Source organism: Pseudomonas sp. GW821-FHT03C07 (assembly GCF_059420925.1).
Genome location: NZ_JBWKUQ010000025.1, coordinates 70,625 through 92,680, shown reverse-complemented (window position 1 = coordinate 92,680; position 22,056 = coordinate 70,625). Strand labels below are relative to the sequence as shown.

General features: G+C 63.0%; 22 protein-coding genes. 12 read left to right on the top strand and 10 right to left on the bottom strand.

Going from position 1 to position 22,056, the window contains the following annotated elements; all coding sequences use genetic code 11:
- Positions 1-188: 188 nt before the first annotated feature.
- From trmB to AC07VG_RS30410, 4 genes are all read right to left on the bottom strand, one after another.
- Positions 189-914 (bottom strand): tRNA (guanosine(46)-N7)-methyltransferase TrmB, encoded by a 726-nt coding sequence (gene trmB / locus AC07VG_RS30425; protein ID WP_494999937.1) that lies wholly within the window; start codon positions 912-914, stop codon positions 189-191.
- Between the two features lie 9 nt (positions 915-923).
- On the bottom strand, positions 924-1,718 hold the full coding sequence (locus AC07VG_RS30420) for a thiazole synthase (RefSeq protein WP_100944605.1): 795 nt from the start codon (positions 1,716-1,718) through the stop codon (positions 924-926).
- Between the two features lie 65 nt (positions 1,719-1,783).
- Positions 1,784-1,984 carry a sulfur carrier protein ThiS gene (thiS, locus tag AC07VG_RS30415; protein ID WP_177098270.1) on the bottom strand — a complete coding sequence of 67 codons (201 nt, stop codon included), beginning with the start codon at positions 1,982-1,984 and terminating at the stop codon, positions 1,784-1,786.
- A gap of 87 nt (positions 1,985-2,071) precedes the next feature.
- Positions 2,072-2,452: a DUF423 domain-containing protein gene (locus AC07VG_RS30410; protein WP_495022389.1), complete on the bottom strand. Its 381-nt coding sequence runs from the start codon at positions 2,450-2,452 to the stop codon at positions 2,072-2,074.
- 70 nt (positions 2,453-2,522) lie between these two features.
- Between AC07VG_RS30410 and mtgA the strand changes: the two genes are divergently transcribed.
- A complete protein-coding gene (mtgA, locus tag AC07VG_RS30405; protein ID WP_494999939.1) occupies positions 2,523-3,245 on the top strand; it encodes a monofunctional biosynthetic peptidoglycan transglycosylase in 723 nt (240 codons plus the stop codon).
- 231 nt (positions 3,246-3,476) lie between these two features.
- Here mtgA and rpoH read toward each other — a convergent pair whose 3' ends face one another.
- The 4 genes from rpoH to ftsY all read right to left on the bottom strand — a co-directional run bounded on the left by rpoH (position 3,477) and on the right by ftsY (position 7,650).
- A complete protein-coding gene (gene rpoH / locus AC07VG_RS30400; protein ID WP_100944601.1) occupies positions 3,477-4,331 on the bottom strand; it encodes an RNA polymerase sigma factor RpoH in 855 nt (284 codons plus the stop codon).
- A gap of 129 nt (positions 4,332-4,460) precedes the next feature.
- Positions 4,461-5,483: a permease-like cell division protein FtsX gene (ftsX, locus tag AC07VG_RS30395; protein ID WP_494999940.1), complete on the bottom strand. Its 1,023-nt coding sequence runs from the start codon at positions 5,481-5,483 to the stop codon at positions 4,461-4,463.
- Complete coding sequence (gene ftsE / locus AC07VG_RS30390) at positions 5,480-6,151, bottom strand: cell division ATP-binding protein FtsE (RefSeq protein WP_494999941.1); 672 nt, start codon at positions 6,149-6,151, stop codon at positions 5,480-5,482. Before ftsE ends, ftsX begins: the two co-directional genes overlap by 4 nt.
- Positions 6,148-7,650, bottom strand: a complete 1,503-nt coding sequence (gene ftsY, locus AC07VG_RS30385) for a signal recognition particle-docking protein FtsY (RefSeq protein WP_495022388.1) — start codon at positions 7,648-7,650, stop codon at positions 6,148-6,150. The genes ftsE and ftsY overlap by 4 nt, the downstream gene beginning before the upstream one ends.
- A gap of 174 nt (positions 7,651-7,824) precedes the next feature.
- On the opposite strand from ftsY, the gene AC07VG_RS30380 reads away from it, so the two are divergent.
- The 6 genes from AC07VG_RS30380 to AC07VG_RS30355 all read left to right on the top strand — a co-directional run bounded on the left by AC07VG_RS30380 (position 7,825) and on the right by AC07VG_RS30355 (position 15,334).
- A complete protein-coding gene (locus AC07VG_RS30380; RefSeq protein ID WP_495022387.1) occupies positions 7,825-9,177 on the top strand; it encodes a M16 family metallopeptidase in 1,353 nt (450 codons plus the stop codon).
- Entirely contained in the window at positions 9,174-10,664 is a 1,491-nt protein-coding gene (locus AC07VG_RS30375) for a M16 family metallopeptidase (RefSeq protein ID WP_495022386.1), read from the top strand. The genes AC07VG_RS30380 and AC07VG_RS30375 overlap by 4 nt, the downstream gene beginning before the upstream one ends.
- A complete protein-coding gene (rsmD, locus tag AC07VG_RS30370; protein WP_494999945.1) occupies positions 10,664-11,278 on the top strand; it encodes a 16S rRNA (guanine(966)-N(2))-methyltransferase RsmD in 615 nt (204 codons plus the stop codon). The genes AC07VG_RS30375 and rsmD overlap by 1 nt, the downstream gene beginning before the upstream one ends.
- Positions 11,279-11,397: 119 nt before the next feature.
- Positions 11,398-12,744: a M16 family metallopeptidase gene (locus AC07VG_RS30365; protein WP_495022385.1), complete on the top strand. Its 1,347-nt coding sequence runs from the start codon at positions 11,398-11,400 to the stop codon at positions 12,742-12,744.
- Positions 12,737-14,200 carry a M16 family metallopeptidase gene (locus tag AC07VG_RS30360; protein ID WP_495022384.1) on the top strand — a complete coding sequence of 488 codons (1,464 nt, stop codon included), beginning with the start codon at positions 12,737-12,739 and terminating at the stop codon, positions 14,198-14,200. Before AC07VG_RS30365 ends, AC07VG_RS30360 begins: the two co-directional genes overlap by 8 nt.
- Positions 14,201-14,278: 78 nt before the next feature.
- Complete coding sequence (locus AC07VG_RS30355) at positions 14,279-15,334, top strand: hydrolase (RefSeq protein ID WP_495022383.1); 1,056 nt, start codon at positions 14,279-14,281, stop codon at positions 15,332-15,334.
- Positions 15,335-15,382: 48 nt separating this feature from the next.
- Here AC07VG_RS30355 and AC07VG_RS30350 read toward each other — a convergent pair whose 3' ends face one another.
- Together AC07VG_RS30350 and AC07VG_RS30345 are read right to left on the bottom strand one after the other, a co-directional pair.
- Complete coding sequence (locus tag AC07VG_RS30350) at positions 15,383-16,237, bottom strand: sulfurtransferase (RefSeq protein ID WP_494999949.1); 855 nt, start codon at positions 16,235-16,237, stop codon at positions 15,383-15,385.
- Positions 16,238-16,369: 132 nt separating this feature from the next.
- On the bottom strand, positions 16,370-17,038 hold the full coding sequence (locus AC07VG_RS30345; RefSeq protein WP_495022382.1) for a TetR/AcrR family transcriptional regulator: 669 nt from the start codon (positions 17,036-17,038) through the stop codon (positions 16,370-16,372).
- 176 nt (positions 17,039-17,214) lie between these two features.
- Between AC07VG_RS30345 and AC07VG_RS30340 the strand changes: the two genes are divergently transcribed.
- The 5 genes from AC07VG_RS30340 (at position 17,215) to AC07VG_RS30320 (ending at position 21,865) form a co-directional block, all read left to right on the top strand.
- Positions 17,215-18,645, top strand: a complete 1,431-nt coding sequence (locus AC07VG_RS30340; protein ID WP_494999951.1) for a coniferyl aldehyde dehydrogenase — start codon at positions 17,215-17,217, stop codon at positions 18,643-18,645.
- Between the two features lie 28 nt (positions 18,646-18,673).
- Entirely contained in the window at positions 18,674-19,216 is a 543-nt protein-coding gene (locus AC07VG_RS30335; RefSeq protein WP_494999952.1) for a twin-arginine translocation pathway signal protein, read from the top strand.
- Positions 19,217-19,284: 68 nt separating this feature from the next.
- Positions 19,285-20,880 carry a GMC family oxidoreductase gene (locus tag AC07VG_RS30330; protein WP_494999953.1) on the top strand — a complete coding sequence of 532 codons (1,596 nt, stop codon included), beginning with the start codon at positions 19,285-19,287 and terminating at the stop codon, positions 20,878-20,880.
- Positions 20,881-20,997: 117 nt separating this feature from the next.
- Entirely contained in the window at positions 20,998-21,477 is a 480-nt protein-coding gene (coaD, locus tag AC07VG_RS30325; protein ID WP_248795101.1) for a pantetheine-phosphate adenylyltransferase, read from the top strand.
- Between the two features lie 136 nt (positions 21,478-21,613).
- A complete protein-coding gene (locus tag AC07VG_RS30320; protein WP_191489419.1) occupies positions 21,614-21,865 on the top strand; it encodes a YfhL family 4Fe-4S dicluster ferredoxin in 252 nt (83 codons plus the stop codon).
- Positions 21,866-22,056: the final 191 nt, after the last annotated feature.

Sequence of the window (22,056 nt, the reverse complement as noted above, 5' to 3'; positions counted from 1 at the left end):
CCTCGATGATCAGTCGAGAACTATCGCTCCTGACGGAGCGTTAGTCGAGATACAAGGAGCTGGCTTGCCAGCGATGAGGCCAGCAAGTCTTGCATCGATCTTGCGGACGTCATCGCTGGCAAGCCGGCTCCTACATAGGTTGCGGTGTGGGTGAGTACGGGATCCGGCTCACCTCACCGCCATAGGCCTCAGGCCAGCTTCTCGAACTTCAGGTCCCACACCCCGTGCCCCAGTCGCTCGCCACGGCGCTCGAACTTGGTGATCGGGCGTTCGGTCGGACGCGGCACGCATTTGCCATCTTCCGCCAGGTTGCGATAACCCGGGGCAACGTTCATCACTTCCAGCATGTATTCGGCATATGGTTCCCAGTCGGTGGCCATGTGCAGGATCCCGCCGACCTTCAGCTTGCTACGCACCAGCTCGGCGAAGGACGCCTGGACGATACGCCGCTTGTGATGGCGGCTCTTGTGCCAAGGATCCGGAAAAAACAGCATCAGCCGATCCAGGCTGTTGTCCGCCACGCAGCGGTTGAGCACTTCAATGGCGTCGCAGTCATAGACCCGCAGGTTCTTCAACCCCTGGGTCAGCACACCATTGAGCAGCGCGCCGACCCCCGGACGATGCACTTCCACACCGATAAAGTCCTGCTCCGGCGCCGCCGCCGCCATCTCCAGCAGGGAATGGCCCATGCCGAAGCCGATTTCCAGCGAGCGTGGTGCCGAGCGACCGAATACCTGGTCGAAATCTACCGGCGCATCGGCCAGCGGCAGGACGAACAGCGGCGTGCCCTGCTCCAGGCCCTTTTGCTGGCCCTCGGTCATACGCCCGGCGCGCATCACAAAACTCTTGATACGGCGGTGTTGGCGCTCTTCGCCGGCGTCCGTCTGGATTGGCGTGTCGTTCGATTCAGTCATCAAAGGCTCTTACTTGATCAGACCATCCAGCGGCGAGGAAGCGCTGGCATAGAGTTTTTTCGGCATACGCCCGGCGAGGTAGGCCAGGCGGCCGGCAACGATGGCGTGTTTCATGGCTTCAGCCATCAGGATCGGTTGCTGGGCGTGGGCAATCGCCGAGTTCATCAGCACCGCCTCGCAACCCAGCTCCATGGCAATGGTGGCGTCGGAAGCGGTGCCGACACCGGCATCCACCAGCACCGGGATCTTCGCTTCTTCGAGGATGATCTGCAGGTTGTACGGGTTGCAGATCCCCAGGCCCGTACCGATCAGGCCGGCCAGCGGCATCACCGCGATGCAGCCGATTTCCGCCAGTTGCCGGGCGATGATCGGATCATCGCTGGTGTAGACCATCACGTCGAAGCCTTCCTTGACCAGCACTTCGGCGGCCTTGAGGGTTTCGATCACGTTGGGGAACAGGGTTTTCTGGTCGGCCAGGACTTCCAGCTTCACCAGGTTGTGCCCGTCCAGCAGCTCACGGGCCAGGCGGCAGGTACGCACGGCTTCGATGGCGTCGTAACAACCGGCGGTGTTCGGCAGGATGGTGTAGCGATCCGGCGGCAGGATATCCAGCAGGTTCGGTTCACCCGGGTTCTGCCCCAGGTTGGTCCGGCGCACGGCCACGGTGACGATCTCGGCACCCGAGGCCTCGATGGCCAGGCGGGTTTCTTCCATATCGCGGTACTTGCCGGTGCCCACCAGCAGGCGGGACTGGTAGGTACGGCCGGCCAGCACGAAGGGCTTGTCGCTGCGAACAGTGCTCATTCGGAAATCCTCTTGAAAGGTTGAGGGCTTGCAGGGTGGATCAGGGCGCGGGACCGCAGGCGGGATCAACCGCCGCCGATAGCGTGCACCACTTCGACCTGATCACCTTCACGCAGGGCCGTTTCGGCATGTTGGCTGCGCGCAACGATGTCCAGGTTCAGCTCTACCGCCACCCGCCGCCCGACCAGGTCGAGCCGGGCCAGCAACGCCGCGACGGTCTCGCCATCGGGCAGTTCAAAGGGTTCACCGTTCAATTGAATGCGCATGCGCCGGGCTGCCATCATTTTTAGGGGCCAGCATTCTAGCCCGATCAGTCCAAGCGACCCAAGCCATTCGTCGACCTGGCGGTCAGCTCAAGCCGCCGCTTGCAGACGCCAGGCGGCCAGTCCGAGGCAGAACCAACCGATCAGGAAGCCCAGGCCACCGAATGGGGTGATGATGCCCAGTTTGCCGATACCGGTCAGGGTCAACAGATACAGACTGCCGGAGAACAGGATAATCCCGATGGCGAACGCAAGGCCGGCCCAGGCGACCAAACGCCCTGGAATATGGCTCGCCAGCAGGGCGACGCCGAACAGCGCCAGGGTATGCACCAACTGATAGGTCACGCCAGTGTGGAAGATCGCCAGGTACTCCGCGCTCAGGCGGTCTTTCAGGCCGTGGGCGGCAAAGGCACCGAGGGCGACGCCGGTAAAACCGAAAAAGGCGGCCAGCAGCAGAAAACCACGCAACATGACGAACTCCATCCAGGGGGCACAGGGTCTGTATAATGGCCCGCTCCCACGCCCCGGCCAAGCCATCTCTATGTTGCAATTCCTTTTCCGCCGCCTCGTCACCGTCCTGAAATGGTTCGCCATTGGCAGTGTGCTACTGGTGCTGCTGTTTCGCTGGGTGCCGCCGCCCGGTACCGCGCTGATGGTCGAACGCAAGATCGAGTCCTGGACCGATGGCGAGCCCATTGACCTGCAACGCAGCTGGCGCCCATGGGAGCAGATCTCCGACGAGCTGAAAGTCGCGGTAATGGCCGGAGAGGACCAGAAATTCCCTGAACACTGGGGTTTCGACCTCGATGCGATCCAGGCCGCCTTCGAGCACAACGAGCGTGGCGGTTCGATTCGCGGCGCCAGCACCTTGAGCCAGCAGGTGTCGAAGAATCTGTTCCTCTGGTCGGGTCGCAGCTATTTCCGCAAGGGGCTGGAGGCTTGGTTTACCACGCTGATCGAGCTGACCTGGCCCAAGCAGCGGATTCTCGAGGTGTACCTGAACAGCGTGGAGTGGGACGACGGGGTATTCGGCGCAGAAGCGGCGGCGCGGCATCACTTCGGCGTCAGCGCGGCGGGCTTGTCGCGGCAGCAAGCCAGTTTGCTGGCGGCGGTGCTGCCCAATCCACGGGAGTGGAGCGCCAGTCATCCGAGCATCTATGTGGCACGCCGGGCCGGCTGGATTCGCCAGCAGATGAGCCAACTGGGCGGGGATGAGTACCTGGTGGGGCTGAACAACTCGCGCAAGGCGCCTTGGGCGTTATAAAGTTGTCGCTGCGGTGCCTGTGCTGCCGTCTTCGCGGGCAAGCTCCGCTCCCACAGTGGACCGAGTCGTACGCCAGTCTTGTATACGCCACAAAACTTGTGGGAGCGGAGCTTGTCGGATCGCCGCACCGCCGCGAAGAGGCCCGCAATAACAGCGCATGACTGATAGCCTGTCATCGCCTGAAACAAAAACGCCCCGATCAGATCGGGGCGTTTTTTATTGCCTCAGCGCTTAAGCGGCAATCGACAGCTTCAGCTTGTTCATCGCACTCTTTTCCAGCTGGCGAATACGCTCGGCCGAAACGTTGTACTTCTGCGCCAGGTCGTGCAGCGTGGCTTTCTCTTCCGCCAACCAGCGCTGGTAGAGAATATCGCGACTGCGCTCGTCGAGCACTTCCAGGGCTTCATGCAGGTTGCTGTTGGAGTTCTCGCTCCAGTCGGCATCCTCCAGTTGACGCGCCGGGTCATACCGGTGGTCTTCCAGGTAGTTGGCCGGAGACTGGAACGCGCTGTCGTCGTCGGCTTCCGCCGCCGGGTCGAAGGCCATGTCCTGGCCAGTCAGCCGGCTTTCCATCTCGCGCACTTCACGAGGTTCCACACCGAGGCTTTCCGCCACGCGGTGAACTTCCTCGTTGTTCAACCAGGCCAGACGCTTCTTCTGGCTGCGCAGGTTGAAGAACAGCTTGCGCTGGGCCTTGGTGGTGGCCACTTTGACAATGCGCCAGTTGCGCAGGATGAACTCGTGGATTTCCGCCTTGATCCAGTGCACGGCGAACGACACCAGGCGCACACCCATTTCCGGGTTGAAGCGCTTCACCGCCTTCATCAGACCGACGTTGCCTTCCTGGATCAGGTCTGCCTGGGCCAGGCCGTAGCCGGAATAGCTACGGGCGATATGGACGACAAATCGCAGGTGGGCGAGCACCATCTGCCGAGCCGCCCCCAAATCCTGCTCATAGTAGAGACTCTCGGCCAGTTCACGCTCCTGCTCCGGCGTCAGCAATGGAATGCTGTTCACCGTGTTCACGTAGGCTTCCAGGTTCGCACCCGGGACCAGCGCGTAGACAGGTTGCAAAGAAGTGGTCATACGAAAAAACCTCCGACTCACATAACTCGTGCAGTGATGCACTGCGAAAATTGACCGGGAACCGTAGGACAAGTTCCCTAAACCACTGACACGGTCAATACAAACGAAACCACATTAATCTGACATTAACTACTTCGGTGCCAGCTCACGTAAATGCCGTGCGACCGCAATCCAAGCACCGATATACCCCAAGAGCACCGCCCCAAGCAACAATGACAGACCGTCGGCGACCGGCACGCCGGCCAGGGCGAAATCGCTGCCGTAGAGACCGGCCAGCCCGACCACCGCGTCATTCAGCCAGTTGAGGCCGTAAGCCAGCACCCCCCAGGATAAAAACCCGGCACCAAAGCCATAAAGCGCGCCCATATAGAGAAAAGGCCTACGCACATAGCTATCAGTGCCGCCGACCAGTTTAATCACTTCGATCTCGGTGCGGCGGTTTTCAATATGAAGACGAATGGTATTGCCTATCACCAAAAGTAATGCAGACACCAGCAGCACGGTCAGGCCGAAGACAAAGCGGTCGCCAAGTTTGAGGATCGCCGCCAGGCGCTCGACCCAGACCAGGTCCAACTGCGCCTGTTGCACCTTGGGCAACTCGGCCAGGCGCTGGCGCAGCGCTTCCAGGGTCGCTTTGTCGACTTCGTTCGGCGTCACCAGCACTACCCCCGGCAAGGGGTTCTGTGGCAATTCCTTGAGGGCTTCGCCCAGGCCTGACTGCTGCTGGAACTCGTCCAGGGCCTTTTCCTTGCTGATGAACTCGGCATCCGCCACGCCGGGCATGGTCTTGATCTGTTCGCTGAGGTGCTCGCCTTCGGTCGGGCTGGCATCCAGTTGCAGGTACAGGGAAATCTGCGCCGCGCGCTGCCAGGAGCCGCCGAGGCGCTCGACATTGTTCAGCAGCAACGACAAACCCATGGGCAGGCTCAGGGCCACGGCCATCACCAGGCAGGTAAAGAAGCTGCCAATCGGCTGCTTGCCCAGGCGCCGCAGGCTGTCCACCAGGCTGGCGCGGTGGCTTTCGATCCAGGCGCGCAACAGGGTGCCGAAGTCCGGGCCGTCGTCTTCGTCGCGTTTTTTCTTCGGTGCCTGCGGATCGGAGGCCTTCGGGGCCACGCGCTCGGCTACTTTGGGGCTGCGGGTCGCACTCATACGCTGGCCTCCCCGTCGCCGATCAATCGGCCGCGTTGCAGGGTCAGCATGCGGTGGCGCATGCGCGCGATCAGGGCCAGGTCGTGGCTGGCGATCAGCACGCTGGTACCCAGGCGGTTGATGTCTTCGAACACACCCATGATTTCCGCCGCCAGGCGCGGGTCGAGGTTACCGGTGGGTTCGTCCGCCAACAACAGGGCCGGGCGATGGACGATGGCCCGGGCAATGCCGACGCGCTGTTGCTGGCCGGTGGAGAGGTCGCCGGGGTAGAGATCGGTCTTGTCCGACAGCGCCACGCGCTCCAGGGCCGAATCCACCCGCTTGACGATCTCGGCCTTGGACAGGCCGAGGATCTGCAACGGCAAGGCGACGTTGTTGAATACCGTGCGATCGAACAGCAACTGATGGTTCTGGAACACCACGCCGATCTGCCGGCGCAGGAACGGAATCTGTGCGTTGCTGATCTGGCCCAGGTCCTGCCCGGCCAGCAGCAGCTTGCCGGTGGTCGGACGCTCCATCGCCAGCAGCAGGCGCAACAGGGTACTTTTGCCCGCGCCGGAGTGCCCGGTCACGAACAGGAACTCACCACGACGCACCCGAAAGCTCAGTTCATGCAAGCCGACATGACCGTTCGGATAGCGTTTACCGACCTGTTCGAAACGAATCATGAATGCTCCCGCTCGGCGAAAAGGGCCTGGACAAAGGGCTCGGCTTCAAAGGTACGCAAATCGTCGATCCCTTCGCCGACGCCGATGTAACGAATCGGCAGGCCAAACTGCTTGGCCAGGGCAAAGATCACCCCGCCCTTGGCGGTCCCATCGAGCTTAGTCAATGCCAGGCCGGTCAGTTGGACCGTCTGGTTGAATTGTTTGGCCTGGTTGATGGCGTTCTGCCCGGTACCGGCGTCGAGCACCAGCAACACTTCGTGCGGCGCGTCGGCATCGAGCTTGGCGATCACCCGGCGAACCTTCTTCAGTTCTTCCATCAGGTTGTCTTTGGTGTGCAGGCGACCGGCGGTGTCGGCGATCAGCACGTCGATACCTCGGGCCTTGGCCGCCTGGACCGCGTCAAAGATCACCGAAGCCGAATCGGCACCGGTGTGCTGGGCGATCACCGGAATCTGGTTGCGCTCGCCCCACACCTGCAATTGCTCCACCGCCGCCGCGCGGAAGGTATCGCCCGCCGCCAGCATGACTCTCTTGCCGTCGAGTTGCAGCTTCTTCGCCAGCTTGCCGATGGTGGTGGTCTTGCCGGCGCCATTCACGCCCACCACCAGGATCACAAAGGGTTTCTGCTGCGAAACGATGTTCAGCGGCTGCTCGACCGGTTTGAGCATCGCGGTCAGCTCGGCCTGCAGCGAAGCGTAGAGCGCATCGCTGTCGGTCAACTGCTTGCGGGCGACCTTCTGGGTCAGGCTCTGGATGATCACCGAAGTGGCTTCGACGCCCACGTCGGCGGTCAGCAGACGGGTTTCCAGTTCTTCCAGCAGATCGTCATCGATGGCCTTTTTGCCCAGGAACAGGCTGGCCATGCCTTCGCCGATACTGGCGCTGGTCTTGGACAGGCCCTGCTTGAGGCGGGTGAAGAAGCCGACCTTGGTTTCTTCGGAAACCGGTTTGGCCGGTTCGACGGCCACGGGTTCGGCCACCGCAACCGGGGCCGGCGCAACCACGGGCGCCACAATTGGCGCAGGTGCAGGTGCAGGTGCAGGTGCAGGTGCAGAGACTGGAGCTGGAGCTGGAGCTGGAGCTGGAGCTTCGACAATCGGCGCAATGACCAGCGCTTGCACCGGCGCGGCGATGAACGGTTCAGGCACGGCCACTTCAGCGACCGGCGCAACACCCGTTAGCGGAATCGGCGGGGTGATGTGCGGCGCCTGAACATCCTCGACCAGAGCCACGGGTTCTTCGGCCACTGGCAAATTCGGCCAAGGCTCATGTACGAGGGCATCCGGCGCAACGGCGGGCGTTTCAACCACCGGCGCGCTGGCCGGCAACGGCTCGGCGGCGCCCGGCGAAGCTCCGTTGAGCGCTGCCGGCGCGGCGTCAGGGGTCGGCTGTGGCTGTTCGACGACCGCTTCCTGCGGTTTTTTACGCAGCCAGCCGAACAGGCCTTTTTTCTCGCCAGCCGGGGCTGGGGTCTTCTTGTCGTCGTTGGAACCAAACATGGAGGACGGCTATCTCACGGTAGCGACGCGCCAAGGTGGCGCTTCGGCAAATAATATTCTGATGCGTAACAGACTGCCTTTTGACCAGATTGTTCGCGCGCAACGCAGTATCCTAGCACCTCCTCGCCCGCCGACGCTAAGATCACGCGGGCCGTACTACAGGTTTGAAAACGAATGAATGCTCTAGCCCGCCGTGCCGCTGGCCTGTTGCTCAGCACGCTCTGTCTGCCCCTGGCCGCCTTGGCCGCCGACCCGCAACCGACCCACGAATTCACCCTCGACAACGGCCTGAAGGTCGTGGTCCGCGAGGATCACCGCGCCCCCGTGGTGGTCTCGCAGATCTGGTACAAGGTCGGCTCGAGCTACGAGACACCGGGCCAGACCGGCTTGTCCCACGCCCTGGAACACATGATGTTCAAAGGCAGCGCCAAGGTCGGCCCGGGCGAAGCCTCGCTGATCCTGCGCGACCTGGGCGCTGAAGAGAACGCCTTCACCAGCGACGACTACACCGCGTATTACCAGGTCCTGGCCCGCGACCGCCTGGGCGTGGCCCTGGAACTGGAAGCCGATCGCATGGCCAGCCTGCGCCTGCCGGCCGACGAGTTCAGCCGGGAAATCGAGGTGATCAAGGAAGAACGCCGCCTGCGCACCGACGACAAGCCCATGGGCAAGGCCTTCGAGCGCTTCAAGGCACTGGCCTACCCGGCCAGCGGCTACCACACGCCGACCATCGGCTGGATGGCTGACCTCGACCGCATGAAAGTCGAGGAGCTGCGCCACTGGTACCAATCCTGGTATGTGCCGAACAACGCCACCCTGGTGGTGGTCGGCGACGTCACCCCGGACGAAGTCAAAACCCTCGCCCAGCGCTATTTCGGCGCCATTCCCCGGCGTGACACGCCGCCGGCGAAGATCCCACGGGAACTCGACGAGCCCGGCGAGCGCCTGATCACCCTGCATGTGAAGACCCAGTTGCCGAGCCTGATGCTCGCCTTCAACGTGCCGAGCTTCGCCACCGCCGAAGACAAGCGTTCGGTCAGCGCCCTGCGCCTGATCGCCGCCCTGCTCGACGGCGGCTACAGCGCCCGCCTGCCGTCGCAACTGGAGCGCGGCGAAGAGCTGATCTCCAGCGGTTCGTCGAGCTACGACGCCTACACCCGCGGTGACACCCTGTTCCTGCTCTCGGCCACCCCCAACAGCCAGAAGAAAAAGACCCTGGCCCAGACCGAGGCCGGCCTCTGGCGCCTGCTGGAGCAGTTGAAGACCCAGGCCCCGAGCGCCGACGAACTGGAACGCGTGCGCGCCCAGGTGATCGCCGGCCTGGTCTACGAACGTGATTCCATTACCAGCCAGGCCAGCGCCATCGGCATCCTGGAAACCGTCGGTCTGTCCTGGAAGATGATGGACACCGAACTGGCCGACCTGCAAAGCGTCACGCCGCAGGATCTGCAGAAAGCCGCCCGGACCTATTTCACCCGCGAGCGCCTCAGCGTCGCCCATGTATTGCCCGAGGAGAGCGCCCAATGAATCAGTCCAAGGGGCCACGTTTCGCCTTGCTCGCCCTGACCCTCGCCGTTGCGGCGGGTGGTATCGGCTTTTATCTGTTCGATTCACGCAACTCCCAGGCCAGCCAGGCCCTCGACGCGGCCAAGTCCAGCCACAAGCTGCAATCGCTGGCGGAGCTGGACGGCAAGGCGCCAGCGCACCGCGCCCTGAACGTGCAGACCTGGAAAACCGCCGAAGGCGCCAAGGTACTGTTCGTCGAGGCCCATGAGCTACCGATGTTCAATCTGAACCTGACCTTCGCCGCCGGCAGCAGCCAGGACGGCAACGCGGCGGGCCTCGCCACGTTGACCAACGCCATGCTCAACGAAGGCGTGGCCGGCAAGGACGTCGGCGCCATTGCCCAGGGCTTCGAAGGCCTCGGGGCCGACTTCAGTAACGGTTCCTATAAGGACATGGCCATTGCTTCGCTGCGCAGCCTCAGCGCCGTGGACAAACGCGAGCCCGCGCTGAAGCTGTTCGCCGCGGTGGTGGGCAAACCGACCTTCCCCGCCGACTCCCTGACGCGGATCAAGAACCAGTTGCTGGCCGGCTTCGAATACCAGAAGCAGAACCCGGGCAAGCTGGCGAGCCTGGAATTGTCCAAGCGCCTGTATGGCAATCACCCCTACGCGCACCCGAGCGAAGGCACGGCACAGAGCATCCCGCCGATCAGCCTCGAACAGTTGCGCGCTTTCCATGCCAAGGCCTACGCGGCCGGCAACGTGGTGATCGCGCTGGTCGGCGACCTCTCGCGCAGTGAAGCCGAAGGCGTCGCCGCCCAGGTCTCCGCCGCCCTGCCCAAGGGCCCGGCCTTGCCGAAGATCGCCCAGCCGGCCGAACCGAAAGCCAGCGTCGGGCATATCGAGTTCCCGTCCAAGCAGACCACTATCCTGATGGCCCAGCAGGGCATCGACCGCACCGACCCGGACTACGCGGCCCTGTCCCTGGGCAACCAGATCCTCGGCGGCGGCGGTTTCGGGACCCGTCTGATGAGTGAGGTCCGTGAAAAACGCGGCCTGACCTACGGCGTCTATTCGGGCTTCTCGCCGATGCAGGTGCGTGGCCCGTTCCAGATCAACCTGCAGACCCGCGCCGAAATGAGCGAAGGCACGCTCAAGCTGGTCGACGACGTGATCGCCGACTACCTGAAAAACGGCCCGACCCAGAAGGAACTCGACGACGCCAAGCGCGAAATGGCCGGCAGCTTCCCGCTCTCCAATGCGAGCAACAGCAGCATCGTCGGCCAGTTGGGCCTGATGGGCTTCTATGACCTGCCGCTCGATTACCTGGAAAATTTCGTGCAACAGACCCAGGCACTGACCGTCGAGCAGATCAAGTCGGCCATGAACAAACACCTGAGTGTCGACAAGATGATCGTCGTCACCGCAGGCCCCACGGTGCCGCAAAAGCCCCTGCCGCCACCGACAGACAAACCCGCCGAGCAGCCGCTCGGGGTTCCGGAGCATTAATGGCCAGCCCATCGCGTCCCAGCAAGAAACCCGCTCACCCGCATAACGGCGTGAATCAACTGCGTATCATCGGCGGCGAATGGCGCAGCCGACGCCTGAGCTTCCCGGATGTCCCGGGGCTGCGTCCGACCCCGGACCGCGTGCGCGAAACCCTGTTCAACTGGCTGGCGCCCTATGTCGCCGGGGCCAAGGTGCTCGACCCGTTCGCCGGCAGCGGCGCCTTGTTCCTTGAGGCCCTGTCTCGTGGTGCGGCCATGGGTCAGGCGCTGGATGCCAGCAACCTGGCCGTGGCCAACCTGCGCGAACACTTGGGCACCCTGCGTTGCAGCGTCGGCCAGGTGCAGACCGCCGACGCCCTGCGCTACCTGGAAACCCAGACGGCCACGGCCTTCGACCTGGTGTTTCTCGACCCGCCGTTCAACCAGAACCTGCTGCCCGGCATCTGCGCCCTGCTGGAAGAGCGCCAGTGGCTGGCCGACGATGCCTGGGTCTACACCGAAAGCGAAACCGCGCCCTCGGGCCTCGGCCTGCCGGGCAACTGGCGCCTGCACCGCGAGCAAAAGTCCGGGCGGGTCTACTACGCGCTGTGGCAGCGCAGCGTCGCCACCCAGTAGCTTGAACCTCGATGGCGGCTCGAACTGATCCTCGAGCCGCCCTCACTATCCCGATACCGCCCGCTCATCCGTCCGCCGGATCAAGGTGCTCCTTTGAAACTCAAAAGGATCCCCGACGGATGAAACGACCCACCCTCTGGCGCTTACCCGGCTTGCTTTTGCTGCCGCTCGCCGCCTTCGCCAGCCCCGCGCCCAGCACCCACGAACTGACACTCGACAACGGTTTGAAAATCATCGTGCGCGAAGATCATCGTGCCCCTGTCGTGGCGGCCCAGCTTTGGTACAAAGTCGGCTCCAGTCACGAGCCGCCTGGCGAATCCGGGCTTTCCCATGCCCTGGAACACCTGTTGTTCCAGGGCAGCAGCAAAGTCTGCCCCGGCCAGGCGTTCCAGATCATGGAGCGCCTGGGGGCTCGGATCAACGCCTTCACCAACCATGACGCCACCACCTACGAATACCTGATGCCGCGCCATGTCCTGGGCGTCGCGCTGGAAATCATGGCCGACCAGATGAGCGCCGCGCAACTTTCGCCAGCCGCCTTCCGACGTGAAATCGAGGTGATCAAAAACGAGCGGTTACAGAGCATCGACGACGCCCCCTGGGCCTTACTCGACGAGAAGCTGCGCAGCCTGGCCTTTACCACCAGCGGCTATCGCACCTCCACTGTCGGCTGGCAGCACGACCTGCAACGCATGAACGTCCAGCAACTGCAGCGCTGGTACGCCAACTGGTACGCGCCGAACAACGCCACCCTGGTGCTGGTCGGCGATGTCACCGCCGAGGAGGTCGAAACCCTGGCCCGTCGCTACTTCGCCGAACTGCCCCGCCGGACGCTGCCCGAGGCCCCGCGCCCACTGGAACTGAACGAGCCGGGCGAGCGGCGGATCAGGCTACAGACCCGCAATGAGTTTCCCAGCCTGATCATGGCGTTCAACGTGCCCAGCCTGGCGACCGCCGCCGACCCGCATACCGCGCACACCTTACGCCTGCTCAACGAATTGCTCGGCGTCGGCGGCGGCTCGCGGATTTTCAGGCAGTTGAAATTCCGTGAAGAACTGATCACCCAGGCCCACTCCAGCTATGAGGCGTTCCACCGGGGAGACACCTTGTTGATGATTGCCGTCGACCTGGACACCCAGAAAAACCCGAGCCTGGAGGATATCCAGACACGCCTGTGGCAACTGCTCGACGAGTTCAAACGTACGCCTGTCAGCGCGCAGGAGCTTGAACGTGCGCGTACTCGAATGTTGGCGAAACGGGTGTTTGCCCGCGACTCAGTGGAAAACCAGGCGCAGAAACTCGGCAGCCTGGAAAGCGCCGGCCTGTCGTGGACCCTGGAAGAACGCGAACAAGAGCAACTGAAGGCCGTCACGCCCCTGGATATTCAACAAGCCGCACAAACCTACTTGACCCACGAGCGGCTCAGTGTGGCCCTGGCCAATCCTGGGAAAACCAACCATGAATAAGGCCTACACGCTGTTATCGAGCGTGCCGCTGGTGCTGCTCGCCATGTTGTTAATTCCTGGCTCGAAGGCGTCCACCACGGCCGGCATGTCGACCATCAAGCCTCTGCAATCGCTGAGCGAGGTCCAGCACCTGGCGCCCACCCCCGCCACCCGTGTTGTGCGGGGTTGGAAAACGCTCAACGGGACCAAGGTACTCTTCGTTGAAACCCATGGCCTGCCGTTGCTCGACGTGGCCGTGAGCTTTGCCGCGGGCAGCCGTTACGATGGCGCGCAACCGGGCTTGGCGGCCATGACCCTGAGCCTGCTCAACGAAGGCACGGACGGTAAAGACGTCGACGCGATCATGACCGCGTTCGACAGCCTGGGGGTCAATATCAGCAATGGCATCGACCGCGACCATGCGCGGTTCACCCTGCGCAGTCTCAGCGACGAAGCCATCCGCACACCGGCCCTGCAATTGTTGAGCGATGTGCTGAGCAAGCCCAGCTTCAGCGCCGATGCCATTCGCCGGGTAAAGAGCGAGGCCCTCGATCAACAAATGCGCCAGGATGTCGCCTTCGACACCTGGGTCAGTCACCGCTTTCCACCGCCGCTTTACTCACGACACCCTTACGCCCAGCCCCTCTACGGCACCCGGGAGAGTATCGAGAAAATCACTGTCGATCAGCTGCGAGCCTTTCACGACAAGGCTTACAGCGCAGGCAACGCCGTTATCCTGTTGGTCGGCGATCTCTCGCTGGAGCAGGCACAAACCCTCAGTGTGAAAATTTCCGAGGCCTTGCCCAAAGGTCCGGCGCTCCCCCCCACCGCCAGTGCCCGCCGTGAAGACAGCATCGTTGGCACCACCCACATCGAACGCCCGACCCTGCTGGTCCATCTGGACTTGGCCCAGATCGCCATCCCCCGGCACCATCCCGATTACGTCGCGCTCTACGTCGCCAGCCTGATCTTTGGCGGCGGCTTCGATAGCCGGCTGATGCAGGCCTTGCGCGAGCAACATGGCGTCACCTATTCGGCGGTGGCCCAGCTCAGGAACTGGCAAGCCCGTGGACCGTTCCATATCCACCTCTCGACCCCGCCCGAATATCGCGACGCAGCCATCCAGCGGATAAAGCGGATGTTCGCGCAGTTCCTGCAAGAAGGCCCGACCGAGCAGGAGCTGCAGAACATCAAGCAGAGCCTGCGCGGTGACATGGCGCTGGATGGCGCAAGCAATGCGGATATCCTCCAGGCCTTGTTGCTGATCGCTCGTCACGACCTGCCGCTCAGCCTGACCGACTACGCCGAACAGGCGCAGCGGCTGACCCGTGAAGCTATCAAGGTCGCCTTGAACACGCATTTCGATGCCGAAAGCTGGGTGGTGACCAGTACCGGCCCGAGCGTCACCCAGCAAGCGTTGCCTGATCTGCGGAGTCCGGAACCAAGTTGCCAGCCCGGCGCCCTGCCGCCTGGATAAAAAGCTGCGGTAATGGACAGGACTGTGGCAATTTAGACGCATCGCACGCGCAAGCGTGGCTGCCATGACGACTTGCTTATGGCAGCGCCAGACCTGTCCACTCCCACTCCGAGACTCGCCGCGTTGCCGTCATTTTCCCAGCCCCCTCATTTGTCGGGCTTCACCCCCGCCCCGGGCCTGGGCAACCCGCACCTGCAAACCCTGTGGGGGCCACTCTGGCGCAAGACCGTCCACCTCGACCGCCGACGTGAACGCCTGTGGCTCGACGACGGCGACTTTCTCGACCTCGACTGGCACGGCCCGCACGCCGCCGAGACGCCGCTGGTGCTGATCCTGCACGGACTGACCGGCTCGTCGAACTCGCCCTATGTCGCCGGCCTGCAACAGGCGCTGGCCAACCAGGGCTGGGCCAGCGTGGCGCTGAACTGGCGGGGCTGTTCGGGAGAGCCCAACCTGCTGGCGCGCAGTTATCACTCCGGGGCCAGCGAAGACCTGGCGGCGACGGTCGCCCACCTCAAGGCGCTGCGCCCACTGGCACCGCTCTACGCCGTCGGCTACTCCCTGGGCGGTAATGTGCTGCTCAAGCACCTCGGGGAAAGTGGCCAGGACAGCGGCCTGCAAGGCGCCGTCGCGGTGTCGGTGCCGTTTCGCCTGGATCAGTGCGCCGACCGCATCGGCCAGGGGTTTTCACGGATCTACCAGGCGCACTTCATGCGCGAGATGGTGGCCTATATCAAGAACAAGCAGCGCCAGTTCCAGCACGACGGGCGGATCGAGGGCCTGGCGACCCTGAGCGACCTGGGACCGCTGACGGGCATGCGCACGTTTTGGGACTTCGATGGCCGGGTCACGGCGCCGCTGAATGGCTTTGCCGATGCACAGGATTATTATCGCCGCGCCTCCAGCCGCTATTTCCTTGGCACGATTCGCACCCCGACGCTGATCATCCAGGCCAAGGACGACCCCTTCGTGTTCCCCCACAGCCTGCCGGAGCCTGGCGAGCTGGCAGCGGACACCCAGCTCGAATTGCAGACCAAGGGCGGGCATGTGGGGTTTGTCGACGGCAGCCTGGGCAAACCGACTTACTACCTGGAGCGACGCATCCCGCAATGGCTGGCCGATAGAGGATGTTGATCACACTGCGGAATCAATGTGGCGAGCGGGCAAGCCCGCTCGCCACAATCAGTCGCCCGTCGCCACCGCTCGCTGTGGATCGGTAATCCACTCGCTCCACGACCCGGCATACAAGGTTCCCAACGGATAACCCGCCAGGCACAGGGCAAACAGGTTTTGACACGCCGTCACCCCGGAACCGCAATACGCCACCAATTCCTGCGGCGGACGCTGCCCCAGCTTGGCGGCGAAACGTTGTTTGAGCTGATCCGCCGGCAGAAACCGGCCCTCGGCATCCAGGTTCTCGCTGAACGCCGCACATAACGCACCGGGGATATGCCCGGCCACCGGATCGATCGGCTCCACTTCACCACGAAAACGCGGCAAGGCGCGGGCGTCCAGCAGGGTCATCGACGGCTGCCCGAGGCGTTGTTGTAGGTGTTCGGCGCTGATCTGCAACGCGGCATCCGGCGTCCCCTCGAAGGATCCACGAGCGGCGGCCGGCGGATTCAGGCTCAGCGGCTGACCGGCCGCATGCCAGGCTTTCAACCCGCCATCGAGCAGGAACACGCCGTCACGCTTGCCCAGCCAGGTCAGCAGCCACCAGGCACGGGCGGCGTACATGCCCGGACCGTCGTCATAGAGCACGACCTCGCTGTCGGCACTGATGCCCCAGGCCTGCAGGCGCTCGACCAAGGCCGCCGGCGCCGGTAACGGATGACGCCCGGTCACGCCCTTGATCACCGGACCGCTCAGGTCCCGGTTCAGATCGGCGTAGTGCGCGCCTTCAATATGCCCCTGGGCATAGCTGCGCGGCCCGTAATCCGCGTCTTCAAGGGCAAAACGGCAATCCAGGATCACCAACCCGGGCCGGTCCTGGCGTTCGGCCAGTTGCCGGGGGCTGATCAGTTGCGCAAGGGACATGGCGAACTCCTCCTAAGTAAAGTAGATAACGGACAACTGTAGGAGCGAGCTTGCTCGCGATGGGCGTCAACGATAACGCGAGGTATCTGCTGCTACGCGGCGCCTCTGCCACCCTCGCGAGCAAGCTCGCTCCTACACCTCATCCAGGGCCTGTGCCAGCGGCACATAAAATTCGTTGAGCAACGTGTCCACCGCCGCCCGCGACTGCACGGTAACAAACCCGGACTCCAACACCAGCACCTGATAGACCCCACGCTTGATCGACTCTTCGCTCAAGTGGTGGGCATTCTCACGGGTGGTGCTCAGGAACCGCACCCAGGAGGTCAGGATAATCCAGGCATTGAGGGTCAGGGCCTCGATCTGCACGCGATCCATGTCGAGGATGCCGGCCTCGACAAACCCTGCGTAGATCGCCTGCCCCTGGATCAGGCAGCGCTGGGAAAAACACCGGTAACGCGCAGCCAGTTCGGCATCGCTTTCCAGCAGATGTTCGAGATCGCGGTGCAGGAAGCGATAACGCCACATCGCCGCCAGCAATGCCTTGAGATAGAAACGCTTGTCGTCGATGGTCGCGGCGCGGCCCGGAGGCGGACTCAGGAAGCTGTCGACCAGGGCTTCGTACTCGGCGAACAGCACGGCGATGATCGCCTGCTTGTTCGGGAAGTGGTAGTAGAGGTTACCCGGCGAAATGTCCATGTGCGCCGCGATATGGTTGGTGCTGACACTGCGCTCGCCCTGCTGATTGAACAGATCCAGACTGTTCTGGACGATGCGCTCGCTGGTTTTTATTCGGGGGGCCATGACTTCAGCTTTACTTCCAGAAGACGGTATCGGCCATCTTACGGCCTATCCGGCCGCGGATAAATCGCCACGATTCTCAGCTGCTATAAGAATCTACAGGCACTCCTTGTTGACTTTATGGAGCAATAGCTCTAAACATTCGTTTAAAAATAAAATCACATGCCCTGGAGCGCGCCATGTCTGCCGAAATCGCCTATCTGCAGGAATCGCAGCAGCAACTGGACCAGCTCCAGCACCGCTTTCAAGCACAACGCCAAGCCTATGCCGCGCATCCCATGCCCCCCGCCGAGCAACGCCGCCAATGGCTCGACAGCCTGCGCCAGTTGCTCAGCGACGAACGCCAGGCGCTGATTGACGCCATCAGCCAGGACTTCGGCAACCGCAGTGCCGATGAAACCCTGCTCGGCGAACTCATGCCCAGCCTCCATGGCATCCACCATGCCCGCCAACACCTCAAGCGCTGGATGAAACCGTCACGCCGGCGGGTCGGCCTGGCCTTCCAGCCGGCCTCGGCCAAGGTCGTCTACCAGCCACTGGGCGTGATCGGCGTGATCGTGCCCTGGAACTACCCGCTGTTCCTCAGCGTCGGCCCGCTGGTGGGGGCACTGGCGGCGGGCAACCGAGTGATGCTCAAACTCAGCGAATCGACTCCGGCTACCGGTCTTTTGCTCAAGGAACTGCTGGGCCGGGTGTTTCCGGAAGATCTGGTGTGCGTGGTGCTCGGCGAGGCCGAAATCGGCATGGCCTTTTCCAAGCTGCCATTCGATCACCTGCTGTTCACCGGCGCCACCAGCATCGGTCGGCACGTGATGCGCGCGGCGGCGGAAAACCTGACCCCGGTAACCCTGGAACTGGGCGGCAAGTCGCCGGCCATCGTGTCCCAGGACGTCCCCCTCAAGGATGCCGCCGAACGCATCGCCTTCGGCAAGACCCTCAACGCCGGCCAGACCTGCGTGGCACCGGATTATGTGCTGGTGCCGGAAGATCGAGTCGGCGCCTTCGTCGAAGCCTACCGCCAGGCGGTGCGCAGCTTTTATCCGACGCTGGTCGATAACCCGGACTACACCAGCATCATCAACGATCGCCAACTGGCCCGGCTCAACGGCTACCTGAGTGACGCCACCAGCAAGGGCGCGTTGCTGATTCCGCTGTTCGAGCAGAACCAACAGCGGCGCATGGGCCACAGCCTGCTACTGAACGTCAGCGACGAAATGACGCTGATGCAGGACGAGATCTTCGGCCCGTTGCTGCCCATCGTGCCGTACAAGGGCCTCGATGAGGCCTTTGCCTACATTAATCGCCGGCCTCGTCCCTTGGCGCTCTACTACTTCGGCTACAACAAGGTCGAACAGCAACGGGTGCTTCAGGAAACCCATTCCGGCGGCGTCTGCCTGAACGACACCCTGCTCCATGTGCCCCAGGAAGACCTGCCCTTCGGCGGCATCGGCCCCTCGGGCATGGGCCATTACCACGGTCACGAAGGCTTCCTGACCTTCAGCAAGGCCAAGGGCGTGCTGACCAAGCAACGCTTCAACGCGGCGCGACTGATCTATCCGCCTTACGGAAAATCGATCCAGAAACTGATCCAGAAACTGTTCGTTCGTTGATGTTCCACTGTCCAGGTGAATAACAAGAATGCCAAGCCTGCCCGCATCCCCCGTACTGAGCCGTCGTGGCGTGCTGAAAGTCGGCCTCTGTGCCGGCGCCTTCCTCAGCACCGCCGGGCTCGCCGCCAGCCTCAGCGGCTGCTCGGCCGGCCATCCGGCCAGCGGTTTTGCCGTGCTACAAGCCAACGACCTGCCGTTTCTGCAGGCGCTGATCCCGGTGATGCTCGAAGGCGCCGTCGCTGCCGAGAAAATGCCCGGCGCCATCGACCAGACCCTGGCGAGCCTGGACTACAGCCTCGCCCACCTGTCGCCGGAAATGCTCAAGCTGACCCGACAACTATTCGACGTCCTCGGCATGGGTATCACCCGTGGGCCACTGACCGGTATCTGGGGCCGCTGGGAAAATGCCAGTGACGCGCAGATCCACGCCTTTCTCGAGCGCTGGGAAAACAGCTACCTGAGCCTGCTGCGCATGGGCCACGCATCACTGCTGCAACTGGTGATGATGGCCTGGTACAACCGCGCCGAAGCCTGGGCCCACTGCGGTTATCCCGGACCGCCGAAAGTCTAGCCCCTGTAGAGATCCGGCTCTTGTGGGAGCGGGCGAACCTGACAAAACAACAATAAAAGAGGCTGCACATGCCCGTACCCGATCTGTTTCGCGAAGGCCTGGCCCGAGGCTGGAAAACCTATAACGGCGCTCGCCTGGAGCAGGACCTGACGCTGGAGGCCGATGTCGCCATTATCGGCAGCGGCGCGGGCGGCGGCACCACCGCCGAAATCCTTAGCGCCGCCGGCTACAAGGTTTTACTGATCGAGGAAGGCCCGCTGAAAACCAGCAGCGACTTCAAAATGCTCGAAGACCAGGCCTATACCAGCCTCTACCAGGAAGGCATCGGCCGCATGAGCAAGGACGGCGCCATCACCATTCTCCAGGGCCGCGCGGTTGGCGGTACCACGCTGATCAACTGGACCTCGAGCTTTCGCACGCCGGACCAGACCCTCGAACACTGGGCCAAGGAGCACAACGTCAAGGGCCACGGCAGCGCCGAGATGGCGCCCTGGTTCGAGAAAATGGAACAGCGCCTCGGCGTCGCCCCCTGGATTATGCCGCCCAATGCCAACAACGACGTGATCCGCAATGGCTGCGAAGCCCTCGGCTACAGCTGGAAAGTCATTCCGCGCAACGTCCGCGGCTGCTGGAACCTGGGCTACTGCGGCATGGGCTGCCCGACCAATGCCAAGCAGTCGATGCTGGTCACCACCATTCCGGCGACCCTGGAAAAAGGTGGCGAGCTGCTCTATCTGGCCCGGGCCGAACGCTTGCAGATCGAAGGCGACCAGGTCACCGGCCTGCTCTGCGTGGCAATGGACGAGCGTTGCGTGGCCCCCAATGGCCGAACCATCCGGGTCAAGGCGCGGCATTACGTGCTGGCGGGCGGCGGCATCAACAGCCCGGGACTGCTGCTGCGCTCCAAGGCACCCGATCCCGGCGGCCAACTGGGCAAACGCACCTTCCTGCACCTGGTGAATTTCTCCGCCGGGCAATTTTCCGAGGTGATCAATCCATTTTACGGCGCCCCACAGTCAATCTATTCCGATCACTTCCAGTGGAATGCCGGCGTCACCGGGCCGATGTCCTACAAACTCGAGGTACCGCCACTGCAACCGGCACTGGCCAGCACCCTGCTGGGTGGCTTCGGCGCGCAAAACGCCCTGCGCATGGAACAACTGCCGCACACCCACATGATGCTGGCGCTGATGCGCGACGGATTTCATCCGGACAGCCCCGGCGGTAGCGTGGAACTGCGCGGCGACGGCACGCCGGTGCTCGACTACCCGGTGTCCGCCTATGCCTGGGACGGCTTGCGCCGGGCGTACCACAGCATGGCCGAGATCCAGTTCGCGGCGGGCGCCAAGTCGGTACTGCCACTGCACGCCGATGCCGACTACGTGAATAGCCTGGCCAAGGCCCGGGATCTGATCGACGAACTGAGCCTGGAGCTGTACCGCACCCGCCTGGGCAGCGCCCATGTCATGGGCGGTTGCGCCATGGGCGAGGACGCGAAAAGCGCGGTCGCCGACAGCCTCGGCCGCCACCATCAACTGCGCAATCTGTCGATTCACGACGGCTCACTGTTCCCTACCAGCATAGGCGCCAACCCACAGCTTTCAGTCTATGGTCTGACCGCGCAGTTGGCGACGGCCCTCGCGGAGCGCTTGAAAAACCCGTAAAAAAGAGGACTATTCGCCGCGTCTATAGTGCTTTCTTCCCGGTATCCTGACTTGGCCGACCGGAAAGGCTGCGATACCATCCGACTCCCGCAAACGGATACCCGCCAGGACGACGCGATGAACCGAGTGTTGTACCCAGGTACCTTCGACCCGATTACCAAGGGTCATGGCGACTTGGTCGAGCGCGCCGCGCGCCTGTTCGACCACGTAATCATTGCCGTGGCTGCCAGCCCGAAGAAAAACCCGCTGTTTCCGTTGGAACAACGTGTGGAATTGGCCCGTGAGGTCACTCGACACCTGCCCAACGTGGAAGTGGTGGGCTTTTCTACCCTGCTGGCGCATTTCGCCAAGGAACAGAATGCCAACGTCTTCCTGCGCGGCCTGCGCGCCGTGTCGGACTTCGAATACGAGTTCCAGCTGGCGAACATGAACCGTCAATTGGCCCCGGACGTCGAAAGCCTGTTCTTGACGCCGTCGGAACGTTATTCGTTCATTTCCTCGACATTGGTCCGGGAAATTGCGGCGTTGGGCGGCGATATCACCAAGTTCGTCCACCCAGCGGTGGCCGACGCACTGACCCTGCGCTTCAAGAAATAACGCCCGGCGCAGGCGCTGTCGAGGCAGGCTATTGCGGTCGCCTCGACGGGCGCGCGTGCACTGCGCGCGCCAATGCGGCACAATTGACGCATTAGTTTTCATGTCGCCCGGGCCTGCCGTCCGGGCCGGAGTGCCCATGTCCCTGATCATCACCGACGATTGCATCAACTGCGACGTCTGCGAACCCGAGTGCCCGAACGCCGCCATTTCCCAAGGCGAAGAGATCTACGTGATCGACCCGAACCTGTGCACTCAGTGCGTCGGCCACTACGACGAGCCGCAATGCCAGCAAGTCTGCCCAGTGGATTGCATCCCACTGGACGAAGCCCATCCGGAAACCGAAGCCGAGTTGATGGTCAAATACCGGAAGATCACCGGTAAGGCTTGAGCGTTGTAGCGAATCCAAGGCCCTTTTCGCGGGCAAGCTCCGCCCCCACAGGTTTTGTGCCGTACACAATATCCAGGCTTGACTCAAATATTGTGGGAGCGGAGCTTGCCGGGACGCCGGACCGCCGCGAAAGATCCGGTTCGCCTGAGCCCTGTGGGAGCGGAGCTTGCCCGCGAAAGGGCCATCATTGG